The organism is Pseudomonas sp. BF-RE-25 (assembly GCF_019956105.1).
Taxonomy (GTDB): Bacteria; Pseudomonadota; Gammaproteobacteria; order Pseudomonadales; family Pseudomonadaceae; genus Aquipseudomonas; species Aquipseudomonas migulae.
The window spans coordinates 46620-70737 of record NZ_JAHBDB010000017.1 but is presented as its reverse complement, the minus strand read 5'-3'; the positions used below and the strand labels follow the sequence as shown (position 1 = coordinate 70737).

Sequence of the window (24118 nt, the reverse complement as noted above, 5' to 3'; positions counted from 1 at the left end):
TTTGTTCATACAGCTCTAACTCACGTGTTGGCTGCATTTCGCCGCACTCACCTGTAGGAGCTGGCTTGCCGGCGATGGCGTCTTTACTGGTACACCGCGTTGCCTGGATCGCCAGCAAGCTGGCTCCTACAAGAGCTCGGTGTGTTCTCGATCTGTAGGAGCGAGGCTTGCCCGCGAAGGCGTCCGGCCTGATACACCGCGTTGTCTGGATCACCAGCAAGCCGGCTCCTACAAGAGTGCGGTGTTTTTGAGGAGTTGTTTGAGAGCGGCTTGTTCGGTGGCAGTGCCTTTGGTGAGGATGTGCCGAAGCTGCTGCTCGATCTGCGCCAGCGGCGCTGGTGCTTCGGGCAGGTTCAAATGTTCGGGCAGGATCTCGTCGCCAGTGCTGACCAGCAATGCAAAGTGGATGACGTTTTCCAGCTCCCGGGTGTTGCCCGGCCAGCTATGCTGCTCCAGCAACTGCTGCGCAGCTTCGCTGATCAGCGGCACCGGCAGGTCCAGGCGCTGGCTGTAGATGCCCAGGAAGTACTCGGACAACGACAGGATATCGCCCACCCGCTCACGCAACGCCGGCAGTTCCAGCTGGCCTTCGCTGAGGTAGTGATAAAGCCGCTCATGGAATTTCCCGGCGGCCACGGCTTGCGCCAGATCAATGCTGGTCGCGGCCACGAGACGCACGTCCACCGGGCTCGGTTGATGCGCGCCGACGCGGGTGACTTCGTGGTTTTCCAGTGCGGCGAGCAACTTGATCTGGATCGGCAGCGGCAAGTCGCCGATCTCGTCCAGGTACAGCGTGCCGCCATTGGCCGAACCGAACCAGCCAGCACGACTGCTCGCCGAACCGGTGTAACTGCCAGCGGCATAGCCGAACAATTCAGCGTCGGCGTAGGTCGGGCTGATAGCGCCGCAATTGACCGACACGAACAACCCACCACGATCACTGGCGCGATGGATGTGCCGCGCCAGCAGTTCTTTACCACTACCGGTTTCGCCACGGATCAACACGGAGATCGAACGCGGGGCCAGTTGCTCCAGCTCGGCGCGCAATTGACGCGAGCGCGGATCGACGAACACCAGCGCCTTGGCGCGGATGCTCAGCGGACTTTTTTCTGCGTCAGGAAAGGTCAGCAGCGGCTGACCGAAGGCTTCAAAACTCATGGCAGACTCCCGCCCAAAACCGCCGGGAGACGGGGGGCGATGTTAAAAAAAGAAAAGGTTCAAGCGCGGCGCAGGGCGTGATGTTCCATGCGGTTTTGCAGGCGATACAGATAAGCAAAACCCTGCTCCCAGCGCTGATGACCGGACTTCACGTTGATGTGTCCGGCACCCGACAGTATTCCTGCCTCGGCGCCCCAGTTACGTGCCAGTTCCAGCGCACGCGGTGCGCTGACAGCAGCGTCGTTGTCGGAGCTGACCACCTGGCTCGGGAACGGCAAAAGGCTCGTCGGAATCGGCGCGAAGTTGCGCAAGGCTGGCGCGCAGGCCGGACGCTCGACGTCTGCCGGCGCAACCAGCAAGGCACCGCGCACCTGGCGCAAAAAATTCAGCGGGGCAGTGGCCGCCCAATGCGCGACCGTGATGCAACCCAGGCTATGGGCAATCAAAATCACCGGCGTGCTGTCAGCGGCAATCGCCTCGGCCAATGCCGCCACCCAGTCTTCACGACGGGGCGTCAGCCAATCGGCCTGCTCCACCCGCGCGCTGTTCGGCAAGCTGTTCTGCCAGTGGCTTTGCCAATGATCTTCTGGCGATCCTTGCCAGCCCGGCACAATCAGATAGCGAATTGATTCGTTGCGCATGGGGGAACTCTCCTGCTGCGTGTCTGTTCCTGATCGAGTATAGGGAGGAGAGTTATATTCGTTAAGGAATAAGAAGCTATTTATTAAGACCCATAAAGAATATAAGAAACACACACAACCTGTAGGAGCCGGCTTGCCGGCGATAGCGGTCGGTCAGACAACATTTCCACTGGCTGGACGAACGCCATCGCCGGCAAGCCGGCTCCTACAAGGTCACGGGTTTTCTTGAGGCATAAAAAAGGGGCCGCACCCTGCCAAGGAGACGGCCCCGGAAAATCGAAAATCGGTTAGCGTGCGGTAATCACCGACAACTTGGTAATCCCTGCCCGCTCAATCGACGCCATGGCTCGCGCCACTTCGCCGTAATTCACCCCGTCGTCCGCCTGCAATTGCACACGCACTTCGGGATCCTTGGCCTTCGCCGACTTGAGGTTGAACTCCAGCAAGTCCGGCTGAATCTCGTCCTTGTTGATAAACAGTTTTCCGGCACCGTCGATGCTCACGACCAGCGGGTCCTTCTGCTCCACCGGCGCCACGGCCTCGGTCTTGGGCAGGTTGATCGGGATCGCGTTGGTCAGCAGCGGCGCGGTGACGATGAACACCACCAGCAGCACCAGCATCACATCCACCAGCGGTGTCACGTTGATCTCGCTCAGCACCTCATCGCTGTCTTGCGTGGAGAAAGCCATCTCAGGACGCCTCCTTCACTTTCTGCGCGCTGCCCGATGCGGCGGTTTTATGCGCCGTCGGATGAATCAGCACACGGAACGAACTCTTCTGCGCCAGGCTGTAGAAGTCATGGGCGAAGTCATCCAGGTCCGCCGCCGTCAGTTTCAGACGACGCAAAAAGTAGTTGTAAACCAGCACCGCCGGTACCGCGACGGCGATCCCCACACCCGTTGCCACCAGCGCCGCGCCAATCGGCCCGGCCACGGTTTCCAGGCTGGCTGAACCTGCTGCGCTGATTCCTTTCAACGCCTCCATGATTCCCCACACAGTGCCGAACAAACCAATGAACGGCGACGTACTGCCAATACTTGCGACCACCGCCAAACCTGTTTCCAGCGAGCGGCGCTCACGCACGATCTGCTGACGCAAAGCACGCTCAAGACGATCCTGATGGTTGATCGCCTGGCTCAAATCCGCCGCTTGTGGCGCCTCCCCTACCTGTATGGCCGCGTAGCCAGCCTGGGCCACTCGGGCCGCCGCGCCGGGCTGGGTCTCGGCCAGCTCCGCCGCCGAATCAAGGCTCGACGCCGCCCAGAACTGCTTATGAAACTTTCGGTCCTGCACCTTGAGGCGGCCGAACTGCACGCCTTTGAGCAACGCCAGGCCCCAAGTGGCAACGGAAAAAACCACCAGCAGCCAGATCACCGCGCTTTCGATGGATTCAAGTGGAGATGCCAGTAACGTCATGATGAGTTCCTCGTGTAAACGTTTCGCGCGAATTTGGTTGCGGTTTAATGAAGCTTGAAATCGATGGGCACGCTGACCCAGCCGTCCTGGGCGACCTCACCCTGCTTGGCCGGCACGAAACTCCAACGTTTCACGGCATTGATCGCCGCCTCATCGAGGGAATCGCGACCACTGCCTTTCTGGATCTGAATCTCACCAGGCTTGCCGTTGGCCAACACATGCACCCGCAATAACACCGTGCCTTCCCAACCGCGGCGCACGGCTTGCGACGGGTATTCCGGCGCCGGGTTTTTCAGGTACGCGGCATTGGCCGAGGCAGGCGTCACCGGCGCGGGCGCCGGTGGTGCAGGTGGCGCCGGGGCCGCGACAGGGGCTGCCGGTTGTGGCGGCGCAGGCGGTTGCGGGGCGACTTTTTGCACCGGTTTCGGTACGGGCTTGGCGACCGGTTTTGGTTTGGGAATCGGTTTCGGTGGCGGCGGCTTCACGGCCAGCTCGTCTTCCACCGGCGGCGGTGGCTCGACCACGGGTTGCACCGGCTGCGGTGGCGGCGGCTCGACCACGGGCGGCGCCGGACGCGAGAATTCAATCGTCATCGGCGGAATTTCCGGCGGCACGATCGGCAATGCCTTGGTCGGCTGCTGATTGACCCAATAGATGACTGCGCCATGCACCAGCAGCGCCAGCACACCGAGCAGAATCGTTTCCCGGCGACTCAGAATGCCCTTGGGCGCACGCTGCAAACGCAGCTGCCCCAAGGGCACTCGGTGCACCCGGCCGAGGTCGACCAACTCGCCACCCGGCGCCTGGCGCCACAGCACCTCGTGTGCGCTGGCGGCGGTCTGGACATTGCCCATTGCTTAACTCCCTGCGGTCTCTTTGCGGATAACCGAAACGTCGTGCCAGACATCCCCCGACGACGTATCGATGGGTGAATCATTGAGGCAGACGCTTATCTCAGAAAGTAATCTTTAAAGTTATGCATAGACCAAAAACGAATATAAAAGACCACCCATCGGCTCCAGGCCTTGCCCGGCAAGGGCTGCGGGCAACAGGCGGAAATCACATGCTTTTAAGGCATCGAAAATATTCACCAAAGGCATGATTTCGGGACCATTTTCGCGGCCACGAAGCCTTGGCACCGGCAATCGGGCGGCAGGGACAACGCTCTATTGATATTCTTTTATCATCTAATAGTTATTTGATTGCTTCGTTGACGGAATAAGCGATTACCTTTAAAAAACCTCAACCACGCTCGTCGCACATGCCATCGAGGTCGTTTCAGGATGCCGGGAAAAACCTATGGATCTTCGTCAGCTGCGTTACTTCATTGCCCTCACCGAACATCGAAGTTTCGTACGGGCAGCCGACGCCATGGGCATCACTCAGCCGGCATTCAGTCGCAGCATTCAAGGGCTTGAACAGGAATTCGGCTGCGCACTGGTGGACCGTGGCAACAAGGACTTGCGCCCTACGCCGGAAGGTCAGGTGGTGCTGCAACATGCGCTGACGCTGGTACAGGGCGCCGCACTGCTCAACGCCGAAGTCACGCAAATGACCAAGCTCGACGCCGGTGAACTGCGGTTCGGCTGCGGCCCGGCACCGGCGGTAAAACTGGTGCCGGATGCGGTGGCGCAATTCATCAGCGCCCACCCGAAAATACGCACCTGTTTTCAGGTGGATAACTGGGAAAAACTCAGTCGCGCCCTGAGCCGTGAAGAGATTGAATTTTTCATCGCCGACATCCGCCATTTCGAAGCGGATCCGAACTTTCAGACTCGAGCGCTGACGCCCAAACGCGGTGTGTTTTTCTGCCGTCCGGGACATCCGTTGCTGGCCAAGGAAAGCCTGTCGACCAACGACATGTTCGATTACCCGTTGGCGACCACGCAGATCCCGCCGGGTATTCGCAAACTGCTGGCAAACCTCAGCGGCCGGATCGATTTTTCACCGACCATCGAGACCGAGCATTTTCCGGCGCTGGCCAGGATCGTGCTGCAATCGAACGCCATCGGAGTAGGCACGGAGGAAGCGTTTGTCGAGGACATCGCCGACGGTTCGCTGGTGCTGCTGCACTGGCGAAACCTGCCGCCGCACATCGAGAGCATGAGCGTGCGATGCGGGATTGTCAGCCGCACGGGGTTCCGGTTGTCACCGGCTGCGCGGGCGATGATCGAGACGTTGGTGGCGGTGGATAAGCAGGATGTCAGCGTCGCGGTTTGAACAGAACGACCGCTTTCGCCGGCAAGCAAGCCCCCTGTAGGAGCTGGCTTGCCAGCGAAGAGGCCCTCAGACGCGCACACCCTCCACCGTTTGCCCCTGCACTTCTTCCTTGCGCACAAACCGGTTCGCCCGCCCGAACGTCCCGAAATCGTTAAACCGCACGCCCATCTCGCGCATCACCTTGTGCGCCACCGGCACGGTCAACTGACGGATGTAAAACGGCTCCTTCACCACGAAGTGATGGATCCCGTGGCTGCTGCCGAAGTTGAAGCAGAACGCCTGCAACGGCCACAGCCACCATGGGTTCAACACCTGACACTGTTGCATCACGTTGCCCTGCTCTACATCGCCGTAGTAATGCATGTTCGAGCTGACAAAGTGCAGGCAAAACGTGCGCAACACGTTCGGGCCGATGATCACCACCACCGCAATGTCGATCACCTGCATCATCGAGAGCGTGGGCGCCGACCATTCAATCGGTGCTCCCAGAAGATGAGCGATGCCGTTAGCGGCGTGGAAGCCGAGAAACACGTACCAGGCGCCCCAATGCACCAGCGCGAGCGGCGCATAGACCTTCAACGCACGCTTGATGATGCTGAACTTGTGGGTCCAGGTCTTGGCCCGCAGCATGCGGATGAACGCCGACATCACGTTGTCGCCGACCATCAATAGCCGCGCAAAACCCCACGGCTCGCCATTGGTGATCGCGCGCTCTTCCATGTCGGCTTCAGTGCCGGACACCTTGTGGTGATTGAGGTGCAGATGCCGGCGAATCCACGGGTTGATCGTGCTCGGCCGCGCCAGCCACACCAGGCCCATCATCAGATTGTGCGGCACGCGTTGTTTACGGAAGTACATGCTATGAATCAGGTCGTGTTCCAGCTCGTGGGTCAGCGACGCAAAGAACGCGTTGAGCAGCAGACATGCCCACCAGGCCATGTATCCGCTGATGTACAGCACCGCCGAACCGATCATTCCCGCCAAAGCAAAGGCCAGAATGCCCGCGCCCAAGGCGTCCTGATGGTTGAGAATCGGGTAGCGTTTACGCAGTTCGACGCCTTTGGCCAACACCACTTCGCGAATATGCGCAGATCGTTGAGCTGCATTCAGTCGCTGGGGACTTGCAGAAGTACCGTCCATGCTTCCATCCTCTGGTTATTGATGTTCGCATCCTGCCGTGTGAACCTTCACAAGGCGGTAGCCCTGGACGCCAACCTGTTGACCGGAAGCGCCAATCAGCATGACTGAACCGACCTCCCTCGCCAGCTGGACCCGTGCCCTGCGCAAGCAACTCGATGCGCTGGGCCTCGACAGCACCGCGCTGTGCCATCAGGCGGGGCTCGATCCGCAATTGATGGACGACCCGAACGCCCGTTACCCGTTGTCGGGCACTACGCGGCTGTGGGAAATCGCGGTGCAGGTCAGCGGCGATCCGGCGATCGGCTTACGGGTGTCGCGCTTCGTCAGCCCGACCACCTTTCACGCACTCGGTTATGCGCTGGTGGCCAGCGGCAGTTTGCGCGAAGTGTTCGAGCGCATCGTGCGTTATCACCAGGTGGTCAGCGATGCCCTGGATCTTGAACTGAGCCGCACCGAGGATCGCTATCGCTTCCGCCTGAAAATCCCGCCAGGCAACCCGGCGCCAGCGTTCGAAGCCATCGACGCTTTCACCGCGATTTACGTGCGCACCTGCCGCAACCGACTGGGCCGCGACTACGCGCCGCTCGCGGTGTACCTGCGTCGCCCGGAACCGGCCGACGCGCATCAATGGCACAAAGTCTTCCGCTCACCGGTGCACTTTTCGGCCGACGAAGACCGGCTGGAATTTGCGCTGGTGGACTTCGACAGTCACTTGGACGACGCCAACCCGGAACTGGCCGAACACAACGAAACCGTGCTCAAACGCACGCTGGCGCAGCTCAAACCCCTGACCTGGGAGCGCAAGGTCCGCGACGCCATTGAAGAGCAACTGCCCGAGGGCGAGCCCAGCGCCGAACACATCGCCAAGGCCTTGCACCTGAGCTTGCGCAGCCTGCAACGGCATTTGGCAGATGAGGGTTGCCGGTTCGATACGCTGCTCAATGAAAGCCGTGAAAACCTTGCGCTGCTGCACCTGCGCGACCCGCAATGTTCGTTGAGCGAGATCAGTTATTTGTTGGGGTTTGCGGATACGAGCAGTTTCAGCCGCGCGTTCAAGCGCTGGACAGGGATGACGCCGGGGCAGTTTCGGGATGGGTTGCGGTGACAGGATTCTAAGGGTGTGCTGAATGTTCCGGCCTCATCGCGAGCAGGCTCGCTCCCACAATGGATCTCCAACGAACACAAAAACTTCCTGGCAACGCAGCCCCCCTGTGGGAGCGAGCCTGCTCGCGAAGGCGATTGCCCAGGCACCGCAGAAGCTTCAGCGACCGCGATCCCGCCGCACCAACTTGCGCACCCGCCCCACCAGTTCGCTCACGGCAAACGGCTTGAGCAGATAATCGTCTTCATGCAGCTCCAACCCGCGCAGGCGATCTTCAATGCCATCCTTGGTGGTGAGAAACAGCACTGGCGTCTCGCCAAGCTTGCGGATCTGTTGCTGCAATTGCCAGCCGTTCAACCCCGGTAGCATGACGTCAAGAATGATCAGCTCGTATTCGCCAGACTCGATGAAACGACGGCCGTCCATGCCGTTGAGCGCCACATCCACCGAGTAACTCGCTTCGCTCAGGCCGCTGGCCAGGAGTTTGGCGGTCTCCGGTTCGTCTTCCACTAACAGCACACGCATGGCACACCTCGATTGTCGTCGTCACAGGCTAGGCGCCTTCGCGGACAAAGCCCACCTTTACTGTGATGCTTCGGTTCGGCGGTAGCGGCGAGTTGGGGTACATATCCGTTTCTGCGGTTATGGCAGCTATTGGTTTCGCCCTTACGGCGAGTCACTTGGAAAAGCCCCAAGTAACCAAGGGCTCTTGCCCCTTTCGTTCGGTGGCTCGCTAAGGCTCGCCATGCCCTCGCTCCGGTCCTGCTCCGTGGGCCCGCCGCCATCGGCCATCCATGCCGGGTTGCCCACTGCGCAGAACCTCCACTCGGCCTCTCGAGGGGGCGCTCAGATCAAAAGCGGAAGGCGAGCTAACGCTCGGCCTGAAGAGTGGTGAGAATCAAAAGCGTACGCCGATCCCTGTAGGAGCCGGCTTGCCGGCGAAAAGCGTCTAGGCGACGCGTTCATTCAGACACCCCGCGTTATCGTTGACGTCCATCGCCGGCAAGCCAGCTCCTACAATTTTGAATCGTGTGAACCCAATCCTCGTGTAGGAGCCGGCTTGCTGGCGATGGCGGTGGGTCGGTCGACGTTTGTATTGGCTGGACGGACGCTATCGCCAGCAAGCCGGCTCCTACAGTTGATCGGTGTACATATCCGGAGTAAGTGACCGCAGCAGTGAAGGAGAACGCATACGCAAATGAGCCAGGTCGGCTTTCAGGCCGCCTCGGCGGCTGTGGCGGTAGTCGCCCCCTCGAGAGGCTGAGCGCAGGTTCTGCGCAGTGGGCAACCCGGCATGGATGCCGGGTTAGCCGCGCACGGCCAAGGATGGCCGATCGCGGCGGGCCCACGGAGCAGGACCGGAGCGAGGGCATGGCGAGCATTAGCGAGCCACCGAACGAAAGGGGCAAGAGCCTTTTGGTTACTTTGGGGCTTTTCCAAAGTGACTCGCCGTAAGGGCGAAACCGCCAGCCGCCATAACAAAAATAACGGATACCCCCCCAAACACCAGGCAACTTTAAAAAATCGCCAACGCCCGCAACCGCTCGGCATCCAGAATCTCAATCTCACCGTACTTCAAATTCAAAATCCCCTGCCCCTGCAATTCCTTGAGCAGCTGATTGGTGGTCTGGCGTGACAGCGACAGCATTGAAGCCAGCTGTTCCTGCGGCAGTTGCAGCACGCGCCGCGGTGGGGCGATTTCGCCGTAACCGTCGGCGATCATCAGCAAGCGATGCGCCAACCGTGCAGGCGCCGGCATCAGGCTCAACTGTTCGAGGTTGATGAAAGTCAGGCGCAGTTTCTGGCTCATCAGCAACGCCAGTTGCCGCCAGTACACCGGTTGCTCATCCAGCAAGGCCAACAGCGCGGCTTGCGGGATGTGCAGCAGGATGCACTGGCCGACGCCGAACGCATCATGGGTGCGCGGCTGGCCGTCGAACAGGCAGATTTCGCCAAACCAGTGCGGTGACTCCACGAGGCTCAACAACGCTTCCTTGCCCTGCTCGCTGACAGCGCCAATTCGAACGGAACCTTCGAGCACCGCGTACAAGCCGCACGGCGGATCGCCGCGTTTGAACAGCCCCTGCCCCGACGCCAGGCGCCGCACCTTGGCGCTGGCCAACAGACTATTCTGTAGAGGAACAGGTAGATGACTGAACCACTGCCCCGTTTCCAGGCGCGAACGCCAAACCTGCATGTCCATGAAAACTCCTGGAGATTGTCGCCTGGCTGACAGAGCGAGCGGTGAACCCGGGGCATGATCAATCACCCTACAGGAGGAATAACAATGAAAAGCCTCGTTGACCATCTCAGTCAATACGCCGCCTACCACCGTGATCCGCGCAATATTGCCAGCCACTTTATCGGTATTCCGCTGATTGTGGTCGCTGTCGCGGTGTTGCTGTCGCGGCCGCAATGGGCCGCAGGCTGGCTTTCGCCGGCGGTGCTGGTCTCGCTGGCATCGGCGTGGTTCTACCTGCGCCTGGAACTGCGTTTAGGCGTGCTGATGACGGTGCTGCTCGGTCTGTGCGTTTGGGCGGGTCATGTGCTGGCACAGCAAAGCACGCTGGTGTGGCTGGCGAGCGGCGTCGGGATGTTTGTGATCGGCTGGGCGATTCAGTTTGTCGGGCATCATTACGAAGGACGCAAACCGGCGTTTGTCGATGATGTGACGGGGTTGATTGTCGGGCCGTTGTTTGTGGTGGTTGAACTGGCGTTTTTGCTGGGGATGCGACGGGACTTGAAAGAGCAGATCGAGGCGCGAGTTGGGGGTGTTCGGATCAATCCGAAGCGCGCTGCTGCGTAGGACGCCTTCGCGGGCAAGTCGGATCGCCGCACCGCTCGCTCCTACAAGGGGTTTGTGTACACCGCAATACTGTAGGAGCCGGCTTGCCGGCGATCAACGATAACGCGGTGTGTCAGACACACCGCTATCGCCGGCAAGCCAGCTCCTACAAGGTTAGATGTTGGCGACTTTCTGCCAGACCTTCGGCTTGAAGAACAAGGTTTCGCCCTTCGCCAACCCGATCAGGCTGTCGTGATCCTTCACCACTTCCGCTTCGATCAAATCACTCTGCCCTTCGACCTTCAACGTCACCCGGGTTGTCGCGCCCAATGGACGGATATCGCGTACTTCAGCCGCGTGGTGATCCTCCAGCTCATGCCGCGACAGCGACACTTCATGCGGACGGAACAGCACGTGTTTGTCTTCGCCCAGATGCAGACGGTTCGAATCGCCGAGGAAGTGATAAACGAAATCGCTGGCCGGGTTTTCGTAAACGTCGCCCGGTGAGCCGATCTGCTCGATCACCCCTTTGTTCATCACCACGATACGGTCGGCCACTTCCATCGCCTCTTCCTGGTCGTGGGTCACGAACACGGAAGTCAGGTTGATGTCTTCGTGCAGCCGCGCCAGCCAGCGACGCAGCTCCTTGCGGACCTTGGCGTCGAGTGCACCGAACGGTTCGTCGAGCAGCAGCACTTTCGGTTCGACCGCCAAGGCACGAGCCAGCGCGATACGCTGACGCTGGCCGCCGGAGAGTTGTTCCGGGTAGCGATCCGACAACCAGTCCAGTTGCACCATGTTCAGCAATTCGTGAACCTTCGCCGCGATCTGGCTTTCAGTCGGGCGCTGGTTTTTCGGTTTCATGCGCAGGCCGAACGCGACGTTGTCGAACACCGTCATGTGGCGGAACAACGCATAGTGCTGGAACACAAACCCGACGTTACGATCACGCACGTCGTGGCCGGAAACGTCTTCACCGTGGAACACGATGTTGCCCTGATCCGGGGTTTCCAGACCGGCGATGATCCGCAGCAGCGTGGTCTTGCCGCAACCCGACGGGCCGAGCAGCGCCACGAGTTCGCCGCTTTGAATGTCCAGGCTGATGTCATTGAGGGCCTTGAACGCATTGAAATTCTTGCTGACGTTACGCACTTCGATCGACATGAATTATTCCTCCGCGGCGCTGGCGCGCAGGCGGTTAATACGGTTTTCGCTCCACTGCTTGAGCAGCAGGATGAAGAGCGCCAGGATCAGCAACAGGCTCGCCACAGCGAACGCGGCCACGTGGTTGTATTCGTTGTAGAGGATCTCGACGTGCAGCGGCAAGGTGTTGGTCACCCCGCGAATGTGCCCGGAAACCACCGACACCGCCCCGAATTCACCCATCGCCCGCGCCGTGCACAGCACCACGCCGTAGATCAGGCCCCATTTGATATTGGGCACGGTGACGTGCCAGAACATCTGCCAGCCATTGGCGCCCAGCAGGCGCGCGGCTTCTTCTTCCTGCGTGCCTTGTTCCTGCATCAGCGGGATCAGTTCACGCGCCACGAACGGCACGGTGACGAAAATCGTCGCCAGTACGATGCCCGGCAAGGCGAAGACGATCTGGATATCGTGATCCTGCAACCACGGGCCGAACAGCCCCTGCGCGCCGAACATCAGCACGTAGACCAGACCGGCGATCACCGGCGATACCGAGAACGGCAGGTCGATCAGGGTCACCAGAATGCTTTTACCGCGGAACGAGTATTTGCTCACGCACCACGCGGCGCTGACGCCGAACACGAGGTTCAGCGGGACTGAAATCAACACGGCGATGACCGTGAGTTTCAGCGCCGACAGCGCGTCGGGTTCAAGGATCGCGGTGAAGAACGAACCCAGACCATTCTTCAAACCCTGGGACACCACGATCACTAGCGGCAACAACAGGAAAAGGGCAAACACCAGCCAGCCGAGGCCGATCAGGATTCGCCGTGACGTGGCACTGCCACGGCGGGCAGCGTTCGAGGAAGCAGCAGCAATAGATGATTGGGACATTTCTGCGCCTCCTTATGGGGTTTCAATACGGCGTTGCAGCAAGTTGATCAGCAGCAACAGGACGAAGGAAACCACCAGCATCAGTACACCAATGGAGGTGGCGCCGGTGTAATCGTACTGGTCGAGCTTGACCATGATCAGCAGCGGCAGAATTTCTGTTTTCATCGGCATGTTGCCGGCGATGAAAATCACCGAACCGTACTCGCCGACCCCGCGGGCAAAGGCCAACGCGAAACCGGTCAACCAGGCAGGCAGCAGCGCGGGCACCAGGATATGGCGGAAAACCTGCAGTGGTTTTGCACCGAGGCACGCCGCTGCTTCTTCCACTTCACGCGGGATATCGGCCAATACTGGCTGTACCGTACGTACTACGAATGGAAGCGTTACAAAAGTCAGCGCCAGCGTGATGCCGAGGGGGGTATACGCGATCTTGAAACCCAGGTCCGCAGCAAACTGACCCACCCACCCATTCGGCGCGTACAGCGCAGTCAGCGCGATACCGGCCACGGCCGTGGGCAATGCGAAGGGCAGATCGATCATCGCATCGATGACCTTGCGACCCGGGAAGGTATAGCGCACCAACACCCAGGCCAGCAGCGTGCCGATGATGCCGTTGATGATCGCGGCGTACAGCGCGGTGCCGAAGCTCAGCTTCAACGCCGCCAGCACGCGGGGCGCCGAGATGATCGCCCAGAACTGATCCCAGGTGAGTTGAGCGGCATGCACGAACATCGCCGCCAGTGGTATGAGCACAATCAGGCTGAGGTACACCAAGGTGTAGCCCAGCGTCAGCCCGAAGCCGGGTATGACGGGGGAGATACGACGCGACATAAAAGTCCTTGGTTGAAAGCAATCTGCTAAACGCACCTGTGGGAGCGGGCTTGCTCGCGAAGAGGGCATATCAGTCAACAGTTACGTCGCCTGACACACCGCCTTCGCGAGCAAGCCCGCTCCCACTTGGTACGCGCCTAAGCATCAGGCTCGTTGTGTGGCTTGAGTCAGGTTACTGCGCCGAGTAAATCTGGTCGAACACGCCACCGTCATTAAAGAATTTCGGTTGCGCGGTTTTCCAGCCGCCGAAGTCTTTGTCGATGGTCACCAGCTCCAGTTTCGGGAACTGTTGGGCGTACTTGGCGGAGACGTCCTTGTCACGTGGACGATAGAAGTTTTTCGCGGCAATTTCCTGACCGGCCGGGCTGTACAGGTGCTTGAGGTACGCTTCGGCGATCTGCTCGTTGCCTTTTTTCTCGGCGTTTTTGTCGACTACGGCCACTGGAGGCTCGGCCAGGATCGACAGCGAAGGCACGACGATCTCGAACTTGTCGGCGCCGCCGTCTTCTTTCAGCGCCAGGAATGCTTCGTTTTCCCAGGCCAACAACACGTCGCCCTGACCGTTGTTGACGAAAGTGATGGTCGAACCGCGAGCACCGGTGTCCAGCACAGGTACGTGCTTGAACAGGGTTTGTACGTATTCCTTGGCCTTGGCTTCGTTACCGCCGTTGGCTTTCAGGCCGTAGGCCCAGGCCGCGAGGAAATTCCAGCGTGCGCCGCCGGAGGTTTTAGGGTTCGGAGTGATGACCGACACGTCGTTCTTGATCAGGTCGCCCCAGTCCTTGATGCCTTTAGGGTTGCCTTTACGTACCAGGAACACGATGGTCGAAGTGTATGGCGTGCTCCCTTCCGGCAGACGCTTCTGCCAGTCCGCCGGCAGGGTCTTGCCGAGTTTGGCGATTTCGTCGATGTCACCGGCCAGGGCCAGGGTCACTACGTCGGCACGCAGACCGTCGATCACCGCACGGCCCTGCTTGCCCGAGCCACCGTGGGACTGCTGGATTTTCACGGTGTCGCCAGCATGGTCTTTCTGCCAGTACTTGACGAACTCGGCGTTGTAATCCTGATACAGCTCACGAGTCGGGTCGTACGACACGTTGAGCAGCTCATAATCCTTGGCAACCGCAGAACCAGCAAAAAGGGCACTGGCCAGTGCGGCCAAAGCGAAATGACGAATCGACGACATGGTGAAAGCTCCTGGAATTCTTGGTGTGTTGGCTTTTTTTATGAAGTGCTGGAATCGGTTGCCGGCTGCTTAGCTCGATTTAGTGCTCGGGTTCTGCAAACGGAATTTCTCTTTACGCTCGATCTGGACCACTTGAGCGTTGTGTACGGTGATTTCCACGGCGCCAAATCGCAGATCGCGCAGGGCGCTCTGGATCTCACGCAAGATGGTGGCTTCGTCTTGACCGTCAACGCTACGTAGGGATGCGCTCATGGTGCTGCTCCTTCGACTGAGAGGTTGCCTGGCAGTGGGCGGCACTGCTTGCGGCGTGAGGCCAATAGTAGATAGGTGCGGATATTCTTAAAAAGACTATTTAAGAATGTTTATATAACCAAAAGAAATTATTTGCCGGGGCGAGGGTTTACGTCTGTGCGACGGATCAAGGATCCAAAAATCAGCACCACGCGATCCTTGTAGGAGCCGGCTTGCCGGCGATGAGGCCCTCGATATTTACGCAGGACTTGAGGCAGCCATCGCCGGCAAGCCGGCTCCTACAGGGGATCGGGTTGTTAGTAGGATTCGGGGGCGTGCATCCAGTCCAGTTGCCCGGCCGGCACCGGTCGGCCGAACCAATAACCCTGACCAAGATCGCAACCTTGCTCCAGCAGGAAACCCGCCTGCTCGACCTGCTCGATCCCTTCGGCATGCACCTGCATGCCCATGCTTTGCGCCAGGGCGATGATCACGCGCACGATGGCCGCGTCGTCATCATCCCAAGGCAATCCGGCGACGAAGCCCTGATCGATCTTGAGTTTCTGCACCGGCAAACGCTTGAGTCGCAACAGTGACGAATACCCCGTGCCGAAATCATCGATGGCCAGCCGTACGCCGAGCTCGCGTAAACGATGCATCTGCTCCAGCGCCACTTCCGGGTCGTCCATCACCGCGCTCTCGGTGACTTCCAGCTCCAGATACGCCGGATCCAGCCCGGTGTCGTGCAGCACCTGTGCCACCTGCTGATACAGCTCACGGCGCGCGAACAATCGCGATGAAACATTCACCGCGACAAACGACAACGCCACCCCCGTCTGCTGCCAGTGGCACATCTGCCGACAAGCCTGCTGCATGACCCAGGCGTCAATCTCGGCGATCAATCCGGTGCGCTCGGCGATGGGGATGAATTCCGCCGGCGACACCAACCCCCGCTGCGGATGCTCCCAGCGCACCAGCGCCTCGACACCGACCAGGCGACGAGTCTTGAGGTCGTGAACCGGCTGGTAATACACCCGCAGCTCCTGTTGCTCCAGCGCGCGGCGCAATTCGGATGCCGTCTCGACCCGCTGTTGCGCATGGGCGGTCAATTCTTCGGTGTAGAACGCGTAACCGTCGCGACCAGCACTTTTGGCCTTGAACAAGGCCGAGTCGGCGTTGCGCAGCAGTTGTTCAGCGCTCAAGGCATCGCCGGGAAACAGGCTGATGCCGATGCTGGCGTTGATAAACAGCCGATGACCGTCAATGTGGAACGGCTCCTTGAGACCGTCGACGATCCGCTGGGCCAGTGCAGCGGCATGCACCAGCTGCGGACAACTTTCAGCCAATACGGCGAACTCATCGCCACCCAGCCGCGCCAGCGTGATGCCCGGACCGAACATGGCCTTCAAGCGTTCGGCCACGGCCTTGAGCAATTGGTCACCGACCGTGTGCCCGAGGCTGTCGTTGATCATCTTGAAGTGATCCAGATCGATCATCAGCAACGCACAGCCGCGCTTTTGGATTTGCGCCGACGCCAATGCCTGCTCGGCACGGTCGGTGAACAGCAGGCGGTTGGGCAGGTCGGTCAGTGGATCGTGATGCGCCAGGTACTTGAGTTCGTGCTCGGAATCCTTGATCGCGCTGATGTCGGAAAACACCGCGACGTAGTGGCTGAGCTGGCCCTGGTCGTCGTGAATCAGGCGGATCGTCTGCCATTGCGGGTAGATCCCGCCGTTTTTGCGACGGTTCCAGATCTCGCCGCTCCACTCGCCGCAACGGTTGAGCGTGGCGAACATCGTCTGATAGAAACTCGCCGGGTGGTGGCCGGACTTGAACAGGCTGGGTTGCCGGCCCAACACTTCTTCGCACTGGTAGCCGGTAATTTCCATGAAGGCGCGGTTCACATGGACGATGACCCCATTACGGTCGGTGACCAGCACGCCCTCGCGGGTGCAATCGAACACGGCGGCGGCCTGACGCAAACGCTCCCGGTCTTCATTGCGCTCACGCAATTTGGCGCCGATCCCCAGGCAACGGAACAATCGCGCCCGGGCGAGGAAGATCAGCCCGGCGCTGAGCACCACCCAAACGTAACCGTTGATCAGTTGCCATCGCAGTAACTCATCGGAGCTATCGAAGAAACTGTTCAATAAATAACCACTGAGCTCCAGCCAGACGACGGAAAGCAGCAGGTAAAGCAGTGATGCACGCATGGCATCGCGATAGGTGGCAGACATTCGGCCGTCCATGTCCCTACAAAAGGGTTGGAATTATAGGTTAATGAAACATCAAGCCACTCTTATCTGAAAGGGCGACTGGTTTTATCTGTGGGCTTAGTGATAATGCAACGGCTGTTTTTTTCTTTATCGAGGGCGCTATAGCCTATGTGGTACGAAGGTTTTCTCGGCTTGTCGCCCTGGTCACTGGTGGCAGTCACCCTGCTGATGACCCACGTCACGATTATCGGCGTGACGGTCTATCTGCATCGTTATTCAGCCCATCGCTCGCTTGAGCTCAATGCCGGCCTGAAACATTTCTTCCGCTTCTGGCTGTGGCTGACCACGGCGCAGAACACCCGCGAGTGGACCGCCATCCACCGCAAGCATCACGCCAAATGCGAAACCGTCGATGACCCGCACAGCCCGGTCATCAAGGGCTTGTCCACCGTTCTGCGCAAAGGTGCCGAGCTGTACCGAGCCGAAGCGGAAAACCCCGAGACCCTGCGCATCTACGGCAAGAATTGCCCCGAAGACTGGATCGAACGCAACCTCTACAGCCGTTACCCGCTGTTGGGCGTGGCGATCATGGCCGTCATCGACCTGCTGCTGTTCGGCACCATCGGCATCACCATCTGGGCTATCCAGATGATGTGGATCCCGGTCTGGGCCGCCGGTGTGGTCAATGGCCTGGGCCACGCCGTCGGCTACCGCAACTTCGAATGCCGCGATGCGGCGACCAACCTGGTGCCCTGGGGCATCCTGATCGGCGGTGAAGAACTGCATAACAACCATCACACCTATCCTAATTCGGCAAAACTGTCGGTGAAGAAGTGGGAATTCGACCTCGGCTGGGCCTGGATCCAGGTCTTCAGTTTCCTGCGCCTGGCCAAGGTTCAACGGGTTGCGCCGATTGCCCACCGGGTCGAAGGCAAAGGCAACCTGGACATGGACACCGCCATGGCCATCCTCAACAACCGCTTCCAGATCATGGCCCAGTACCGCAAATTGGTGATCGCGCCGCTGGTCAAACAAGAGCTGGAAAAGGTCGATCACTCGGTCCGTCACCAATTCCACAGGGCCAAACGCCTGCTCTCGCGGGAAACCAGCCTGCTCGATGACAAACACCACCTGCGCATCCAGACCATGCTCGAACACAGTCAGGCGCTGAAGGTAATTTACGAGAAACGACTGGCCTTGCAGCAGATCTGGGTCAAGACCAGCTCAAATGGTCACGACATGCTGGCAGCCATCAAGGATTGGGTACACGAAGCCGAAGCCAGCGGAATTCAGTCCCTGCGCGACTTCGCCGACCAATTGAAGACCTATTCGCTGCGCCCTGCCGCTACCGCCTGACACCGTTGATCGGTGCGCCCCGTTTGCGGGCGCACCCTTCGGAACTTAGCTCCAAATCCCCTATCTCAAAGACACTTCGCCACTACGGCGGGCTTTGTTGTGGCCGCTGTCGAACACGCGGCACGTCCTTGAGATTTGTGTCGATGGTCAATAAGAACCTGCAAGACTCATCCCTACCCCAGTGGCCGGAAGCCGCGCAAACCCTAATGGCGCTGATGCATGCCCAAGGCGAAGTCGCGCGCCTGAGCGAACGCGAACAGCTGTTCAGCTCGCTGCTGGTGAGCGTTAACGCGGTGCTTTGGGCGTTCAATTGGGAAACCCGCCAGGTGCTCTACGTGAGCCCTGCCTACGAACGGATTTTCGGTCGGCCCGCCGGCCTGTTGCTGGCCGACGCCAATCAGTGGCGCGACAGCATCTACCCCGACGATCTGGAGTACGCCGAGCGCAGCCTCGCCGAAGTGCTGGTCAAAGGCGCCGTTGAAGACCGTGAGTACCGCATCATTACCGCCGACGGCCAGGTGCGCTGGCTTAGCGACAAGTGCTTCATCAACCGACAAGCAGAACCGGGTCAACCGGTGATCATCGTCGGCATTGCCGAAGACATCACCGACAAGAAGCAGATGGAAAGCGAGTTGCATCGCCTGGCTACCACCGACGTCCTGACCCAGAGCAGCAACCGCCGCCACTTCTTCGACTGCGCCCACCTTGAATTCGAACAGGCAAGAAAAAAAGGCACGCCGTTGGCGTTTCTGTTGCTGGACATCGATGACTTCAAATTGATCAACGACACCTACGGCCATCCGGAAGGCGACAACGTGCTGCAACGGATCGCCGAGTGCGGGCAAGCGGCTTTACGGCGCGGCGATGTGTTCGGACGCATTGGTGGTGAGGAGTTTGCGGCGGTGTTCCCCGGTTGTGCACCGGACATGGCCATGCAAGTGGCTGAGCGCCTGCAACGGGAGATTCAGCGGTTGAGCTTCAGCCATGACGACCAGACGTTCGGCATCACCGTCAGCCAGGGATTGACCAGCCTGACGGCCGAAGATCAAAACCTGGATAGCCTGTTCGCCCGCGCGGACGCGGCGATGTACGAAGCGAAGCGCCAAGGCAAGAACCGGATCATCTCCGGCTGACAACCCCAACACAGATCCCTGTAGGAGCCGGCTTGCCGGCGATGGGGCCATAACATTCAACATTGATGCTGGCTGTGATATCGCCATCGCCGGCAAGCCGGCTCCTACAGGGGTTTTGCGTCGGACTTATTTTTTGCGCAAACGCATCAATTCCGGCAAGCCAATCTTGAGCAACCGCGCCGTCCGGCTCTTGGCCAGTTCCTCGATGCCTTCATGCTCATTCAATCGCGCCAACTGCGCCGCCATGTTCATCACCAGCGCTTCGCGCGAGTAAACCCCGCCACCGAGCTGGTAGACCGCCGCAATCAGCTCTCGCAGCTCCAGAGGCAGGCGCCAGCGGGTTCGCAGCGCCGAACCATAGGCTGCACCGAACTCGGCCAGTGCATCACCGACTTCCTCCCATTCATCCAGCTCTCCACCGGACTGCTTCCATTCCTGCAGACACCGCAGCAACGCGAGGTCACCCAAGCGATGCAGCATGCCTGCGCAGTAGCAGCGCTCCTGGTCCAGATCCAGCAAGCGCGCCAATGTCCGGGCGTATTCAGCGGTGTGCAGCGAGAGGTTCCAGTAACGCTCGGCATAATCCGCCAGCAGCGGATCGCTGAGCCGCGCACTGCGCTTGAGCGCCAACCCCAAAATCAGATTCATGCTCTGCCCGGTGCCCAGCCGATGCAGCGCCTGGGACAGGGTTTGTACCGCAGCGCCGTGATGCTGGGCCGCACTGTTGGCGGCGGCGATCAGGACGGCAGTGATCTGTGGATCAATGCGGATTTCATCTTCCAGCAGTTTCAGGTCAAGGCCGTTGGGATTAAGGCTGCGCTTGACCGCCAGCTCCACGTCGGTCATCAGCGGCGCACCGTCGGTAAACTCACGACGACACTCCAGGTACGCCGACAAGCTCATGCCCGGCGCCAACGCCTGCACCTCACACGACACCTGTTCCCCGGCGTTCAGCAGCAGATCCTGCAGACGGTGGGTCAGGCTTTCCATGTTCAGGGGTTTGGTCAGGTACGCCGTGGGCGCCAGGGGCAAGGCTTCGCGCACGCTGGCGCTGTCGTTGCGGCTGCTCATCAGAATAAAAGGCAACGGCGGATTGCGTTTGCGCTGGCGGACATTGCGCAAGACATTCAAGCCATCGACGCCGGGCAATTCCCAGTCGACGATCACCAAGTCATACGGATTTTCCGCCAGCAGCTCCAGCGCCTGCTGACCGTCGGCACATAGATCCAGCCGCGCGTCACAGCGCACTTTCAACAGCACCTGCTTGAGCAAGTCGCGGGACCAAGGGTCAGCTTCGGCAATCAGTACACGCGGTACAGCGGGCAAAACTACAGCGGTCATCTGCATACTCCATTTGCACTGCTTGCACCTTAGTCAATGCGGGCCATTTGAAAAAGTGCGGCAGGTTCTGCAGTCACGAAAAAACCCGCCGAAGCGGGTTTTTTGTCGATCAGGTCACACTCGGCGATCAGAGCTCCGAGAAGCACTCTTCGATGATCGCCAGGCCTTTGTCCAGTTGCTCGTCCGGCGAGGTCAGCGGTACCAGGACGCGCAGAACGTTGCCGTAGGTGCCGCAGGACAGCAGGATCAGGCCTTTTTCACGAGCCTTGGCCACGACAGCAGCGACCGCTGGAGCGTTTGGCTTGTGGCTGTCGCCATCGACGAACAGCTCTACCGCGATCATCGCGCCCAGGGCACGGACTTCGCCGATTACCGGGTACTTGGCCTGGATGGCCTTGAGGCCAGTGACCAGACGCTCGCCGACTGCCTTGCAGCGGTCCAGCAGGTGCTCTTCTTCGAACACTTCCATCACGGCCAGGGCCGCGGCGCAAGCGATCGGGCTACCGGCGTAGGTGCCGCCCAGGCCGCCTGGAGCGATGGCGTCCATGTATTCGGCCTTGCCGCACACACCGGCCAGCGGGAAGCCGCCAGCGATGGATTTGGCGAAGGTGGTCAGGTCGGCGGCAACGCCCATCTGCTCCATGGCGAAGAAGGTGCCGGTACGACCAGCGCCAGTTTGCACTTCGTCAGCGATCAGCAGGATGCCGTGCTGGTCGCACAGGGCACGCAGGCGCTTCATGAATTCTTTAGGCGCGACGTAGAAACCGCCTTCGCCCTGAACCGGCTCGATGATGATGGCAGCGATGTCACGCGGCTCGGCGTCGTTCTTGAAGATGCGTTCGATGCTGGCGATCGAATCGTCGATGCTCACACCGTGCAGTTCGTTCGGGTACAGCGCGCGGAAGATGCCGCCTGGCATCAGGCCCATGCCGGCCGAGTAAGGCACGACTTTACCGGTCAGGCCCAGGGTCATCATGGTGCGACCGTGGTAAGCGCCGGTGAAGGCGATCACGCCGGCACGGCCAGTGGCGGCACGGGCGATCTTGATGGAGTTTTCAACGGCTTCGGAACCGGTGGTCACCAGCAGGGTTTTCTTGGCGAAATCACCTGGCACCTTGGCGTTGATTTTTTCGCACACTTCTACGTACGGCTCGTAGGCCAGTACCTGGAAGCAGGTGTGGGTCAGCTTGTTCAGCTGCTCGGTCACGGCGGCGATGATTTTCGGGTGCACGTGGCCGGTGTTCAGCACGGCGATACCGCCGGCGAAGTCGATGAACTCGCGACCTTCAACGTCGGTCACGGTGGCGTTCTTCGCGGACTCGGCGAAGATCGGGTGAATCTGGCCAACACCGCGTGGTACAGCGGCTTCGCGGCGTTTCATCAGGGAAGCGTTAGTCTTGCTCATAAAGTCCTCATTCACCGCTCATCGGGCGGCGTGGTTCAAGGAAAATGCAGCGGGGAGGCAACTGAGGCAGCATGCGATGATCGACTGCCACAGCGTTCCCGGCCACAGAGAAAATTCCGGTTGAAGCACGCAAAGGGTCAGCGCTCTCGTGCCCTTTGCGTTTGAAGCAATGCCTTGCCGGGCTTATGCCCTCGAGCTTAGATGCCCAGGCAGAGGTATTTGATTTCCAGGTAATCTTCGATGCCGTACTTGGAGCCTTCACGGCCCAGGCCCGACGCCTTGATGCCGCCGAACGGCGCGACTTCGTTGGAGATCAACCCGGTGTTGACGCCAACCATGCCGTATTCCAGGGCTTCTGCCACACGGAACACACGACCCAGGTCGCGAGCATAGAAGTACGAGGCCAGACCGAATTCGGTGTCGTTGGACATCGCGATCACGTCGGCTTCGTCTTTGAAGCGGAACAGCGGCGCCAATGGACCGAAGGTTTCTTCCTTGGCCACGGCTGCGTTGTTCGGCACGTTGGTCAGGATGGTCGGCTCGAAGAAGTTGCCTTCCATCGACTTGCCGCCAGCCAGAACAGTTGCGCCTTTGGAAATGGCGTCAGCGATGTGCTCTTGAACCTTGGCCACGGCTTTTTCGTCGATCAGCGGGCCAGTGGTGGTGCCCACTTCCAGACCGTTGCCGATCTTGAGTTTGGCCACAGCCACTTTCAGTTTTTCAGCGAACGCATCGTAGACCGAATCCTGAATGTACAGGCGGTTGGCGCAGACGCAGGTCTGGCCGTTGTTGCGGTACTTGGAGATGATCGCGCCTTCGACGGCCTTATCCAGGTCCGCGTCGTCGAACACGATGAACGGCGCGTTGCCGCCCAGTTCCAGGGACACTTTCTTGATGTCCTTGGCGCATTCAGCCATCAACTGACGACCGATTTCGGTCGAGCCAGTGAAGGACAGTTTGCGAACGATCGGGTTGCTGGTCAGCTCGCTGCCGATGTCGCCGGCGCTGCCGGAAACAACGCTGAACACGCCCGCAGGAATGCCGGCACGCTGAGCCAGTTCAGCCAGAGCGAAAGCGGAAAACGGAGTTTGCGAAGCAGGCTTGAGCACCATAGTGCAACCGGCGGCCAGGGCCGGGCCGGCTTTACGGGTGATCATCGCGGCCGGGAAGTTCCACGGAGTAATTGCAGCGGTCACGCCGATTGGCTGCTTGATCACGATCAGGCGCTTGTCTGGCTGGTGGCCCGGAATCACGTCACCGTAGACGCGCTTGGCTTCTTCGGCGAACCACTCGATAAAGGAAGCGGCGTAAACGATTTCGCCCTTGGCTTCGGCCAATGGCTTGCCCTGCTCCAGGGTCATCAGGCGAGCCAGGTCGTCCTGGTTCTCGATGATCAGCTCGAACCAGCGACGCAGCTTGTTGGCGCGGTCCTTGGCGGTCAGTGCACGCCAGGCCGGCAGCGCTTTGTCAGCAGCTTCGATCGCACGGCGGGTTTCGGCAGCGCCCATTTTCGGCACAGTGCCCAGAATTTCGCCCGTTGCCGGGTTGTTGACCTTGATCGTCTGACCATTGTCCGCATCAACCCAAGCGCCATCGATGAAGGCTTGCTGGCGGAACAACTGGGTGTCTTTAAGCTGCATGTCGGCTTTCCTTAACAGCACCGCGGCACGCGCGGAGCAAATTATGATTGTAGAAAGGCGCCTCAAAGGCTGCCGTCAGGGAAATCATTCACCGGGCTGAAGCACATAAATAGCGCACGGAATGAACTCGTGCGGTTCAGCACCCAGACAAGAGCGTTTGAAATCTCAAACGAATCCTAGGATCAAAGGGGGTAAAGGACAATAGGCTGTTCGAAAAAAAGAACGAAAACGCCGCATTTGCTCAATTTTTCTGATCAACGTAGCAAACGCAGGTTACGCT

At 59.8% G+C, this 24118-nt stretch carries 23 protein-coding genes; 5 read left to right on the top strand and 18 right to left on the bottom strand.

Annotation, left to right across the window (positions count from 1 at the left end):
* Window positions 1-228 precede the first annotated feature (228 nt).
* The 6 genes from KGB24_RS09770 to KGB24_RS29225 all read right to left on the bottom strand — a co-directional run bounded on the left by KGB24_RS09770 (window position 229) and on the right by KGB24_RS29225 (window position 4315).
* Window positions 229-1158, bottom strand: coding sequence for a sigma 54-interacting transcriptional regulator (locus tag KGB24_RS09770; protein WP_008034403.1), 930 nt, complete (start codon window positions 1156-1158; stop codon window positions 229-231).
* A 59-nt stretch (window positions 1159-1217) separates the two neighbouring features.
* Window positions 1218-1799 carry an alpha/beta hydrolase gene (locus KGB24_RS09765; protein WP_192226691.1) on the bottom strand — a complete coding sequence of 194 codons (582 nt, stop codon included), beginning with the start codon at window positions 1797-1799 and terminating at the stop codon, window positions 1218-1220.
* A 287-nt stretch (window positions 1800-2086) separates the two neighbouring features.
* Complete coding sequence (locus KGB24_RS09760) at window positions 2087-2488, bottom strand: ExbD/TolR family protein (protein WP_003220570.1); 402 nt, start codon at window positions 2486-2488, stop codon at window positions 2087-2089.
* Window position 2489: 1 nt separating this feature from the next.
* A complete protein-coding gene (locus tag KGB24_RS09755; RefSeq protein WP_008045247.1) occupies window positions 2490-3215 on the bottom strand; it encodes a MotA/TolQ/ExbB proton channel family protein in 726 nt (241 codons plus the stop codon).
* A 44-nt stretch (window positions 3216-3259) separates the two neighbouring features.
* Window positions 3260-4069: an energy transducer TonB gene (locus KGB24_RS09750; RefSeq protein WP_008034397.1), complete on the bottom strand. Its 810-nt coding sequence runs from the start codon at window positions 4067-4069 to the stop codon at window positions 3260-3262.
* Window positions 4070-4189: 120 nt separating this feature from the next.
* Window positions 4190-4315 carry a hypothetical protein gene (locus tag KGB24_RS29225; protein ID WP_263287288.1) on the bottom strand — a complete coding sequence of 42 codons (126 nt, stop codon included), beginning with the start codon at window positions 4313-4315 and terminating at the stop codon, window positions 4190-4192.
* Between the two features lie 199 nt (window positions 4316-4514).
* On the opposite strand from KGB24_RS29225, the gene KGB24_RS09745 reads away from it, so the two are divergent.
* Window positions 4515-5435: a LysR family transcriptional regulator gene (locus tag KGB24_RS09745; protein ID WP_008045249.1), complete on the top strand. Its 921-nt coding sequence runs from the start codon at window positions 4515-4517 to the stop codon at window positions 5433-5435.
* A gap of 66 nt (window positions 5436-5501) precedes the next feature.
* Here the strand turns inward: KGB24_RS09745 and KGB24_RS09740 are convergent, their stop codons facing one another.
* Window positions 5502-6575 carry a fatty acid desaturase gene (locus KGB24_RS09740; RefSeq protein ID WP_223415284.1) on the bottom strand — a complete coding sequence of 358 codons (1074 nt, stop codon included), beginning with the start codon at window positions 6573-6575 and terminating at the stop codon, window positions 5502-5504.
* 100 nt (window positions 6576-6675) lie between these two features.
* Between KGB24_RS09740 and KGB24_RS09735 the strand changes: the two genes are divergently transcribed.
* The gene (locus KGB24_RS09735; protein ID WP_008034389.1) at window positions 6676-7680 is read left to right on the top strand and encodes an AraC family transcriptional regulator; all 1005 of its coding nucleotides are present in this window, start codon (window positions 6676-6678) and stop codon (window positions 7678-7680) included.
* 156 nt (window positions 7681-7836) lie between these two features.
* Here the strand turns inward: KGB24_RS09735 and KGB24_RS09730 are convergent, their stop codons facing one another.
* Together KGB24_RS09730 and KGB24_RS09725 are read right to left on the bottom strand one after the other, a co-directional pair.
* A complete protein-coding gene (locus KGB24_RS09730) occupies window positions 7837-8202 on the bottom strand; it encodes a response regulator (RefSeq protein ID WP_223415285.1) in 366 nt (121 codons plus the stop codon).
* Between the two features lie 991 nt (window positions 8203-9193).
* Window positions 9194-9880, bottom strand: a complete 687-nt coding sequence (locus tag KGB24_RS09725; RefSeq protein WP_223415286.1) for a Crp/Fnr family transcriptional regulator — start codon at window positions 9878-9880, stop codon at window positions 9194-9196.
* Window positions 9881-9964: 84 nt separating this feature from the next.
* Between KGB24_RS09725 and KGB24_RS09720 the strand changes: the two genes are divergently transcribed.
* Entirely contained in the window at window positions 9965-10483 is a 519-nt protein-coding gene (locus tag KGB24_RS09720) for a DUF962 domain-containing protein (protein WP_223415287.1), read from the top strand.
* Window positions 10484-10636: 153 nt separating this feature from the next.
* On the opposite strand, the gene KGB24_RS09715 is transcribed toward KGB24_RS09720, so the two are convergent.
* The 6 genes from KGB24_RS09715 to dibA all read right to left on the bottom strand — a co-directional run bounded on the left by KGB24_RS09715 (window position 10637) and on the right by dibA (window position 16984).
* Complete coding sequence (locus KGB24_RS09715; protein ID WP_008039689.1) at window positions 10637-11626, bottom strand: sulfate/molybdate ABC transporter ATP-binding protein; 990 nt, start codon at window positions 11624-11626, stop codon at window positions 10637-10639.
* A 3-nt stretch (window positions 11627-11629) separates the two neighbouring features.
* Window positions 11630-12499: a sulfate ABC transporter permease subunit CysW gene (gene cysW / locus KGB24_RS09710; protein ID WP_008034093.1), complete on the bottom strand. Its 870-nt coding sequence runs from the start codon at window positions 12497-12499 to the stop codon at window positions 11630-11632.
* A gap of 12 nt (window positions 12500-12511) precedes the next feature.
* A complete protein-coding gene (gene cysT / locus KGB24_RS09705; protein ID WP_007899634.1) occupies window positions 12512-13330 on the bottom strand; it encodes a sulfate ABC transporter permease subunit CysT in 819 nt (272 codons plus the stop codon).
* A 172-nt stretch (window positions 13331-13502) separates the two neighbouring features.
* Complete coding sequence (locus tag KGB24_RS09700; RefSeq protein WP_223415288.1) at window positions 13503-14516, bottom strand: sulfate ABC transporter substrate-binding protein; 1014 nt, start codon at window positions 14514-14516, stop codon at window positions 13503-13505.
* Between the two features lie 69 nt (window positions 14517-14585).
* The gene (gene oscA / locus KGB24_RS09695; RefSeq protein WP_008034086.1) at window positions 14586-14768 is read right to left on the bottom strand and encodes a sulfur starvation response protein OscA; all 183 of its coding nucleotides are present in this window, start codon (window positions 14766-14768) and stop codon (window positions 14586-14588) included.
* A gap of 296 nt (window positions 14769-15064) precedes the next feature.
* Window positions 15065-16984, bottom strand: a complete 1920-nt coding sequence (dibA, locus tag KGB24_RS09690; protein WP_223415289.1) for a phosphodiesterase DibA — start codon at window positions 16982-16984, stop codon at window positions 15065-15067.
* 147 nt (window positions 16985-17131) lie between these two features.
* Here dibA and desA point away from each other — a divergent pair, with 147 nt between their 5' ends.
* Together desA and KGB24_RS09680 are read left to right on the top strand one after the other, a co-directional pair.
* Window positions 17132-18319 carry a delta-9 fatty acid desaturase DesA gene (gene desA, locus KGB24_RS09685; RefSeq protein ID WP_008034081.1) on the top strand — a complete coding sequence of 396 codons (1188 nt, stop codon included), beginning with the start codon at window positions 17132-17134 and terminating at the stop codon, window positions 18317-18319.
* Window positions 18320-18462: 143 nt separating this feature from the next.
* Window positions 18463-19452: a GGDEF domain-containing protein gene (locus KGB24_RS09680; protein WP_223415290.1), complete on the top strand. Its 990-nt coding sequence runs from the start codon at window positions 18463-18465 to the stop codon at window positions 19450-19452.
* Between the two features lie 126 nt (window positions 19453-19578).
* On the opposite strand, the gene KGB24_RS09675 is transcribed toward KGB24_RS09680, so the two are convergent.
* From KGB24_RS09675 to gabD, 3 genes are all read right to left on the bottom strand, one after another.
* Window positions 19579-20793 (bottom strand): response regulator, encoded by a 1215-nt coding sequence (locus KGB24_RS09675; RefSeq protein WP_223415291.1) that lies wholly within the window; start codon window positions 20791-20793, stop codon window positions 19579-19581.
* A 127-nt stretch (window positions 20794-20920) separates the two neighbouring features.
* Window positions 20921-22198 (bottom strand): 4-aminobutyrate--2-oxoglutarate transaminase, encoded by a 1278-nt coding sequence (gabT, locus tag KGB24_RS09670; protein ID WP_223415292.1) that lies wholly within the window; start codon window positions 22196-22198, stop codon window positions 20921-20923.
* Between the two features lie 197 nt (window positions 22199-22395).
* Window positions 22396-23838: an NADP-dependent succinate-semialdehyde dehydrogenase gene (gabD, locus tag KGB24_RS09665; protein WP_008034642.1), complete on the bottom strand. Its 1443-nt coding sequence runs from the start codon at window positions 23836-23838 to the stop codon at window positions 22396-22398.
* Between the last annotated feature and the right edge of the window lie 280 nt (window positions 23839-24118).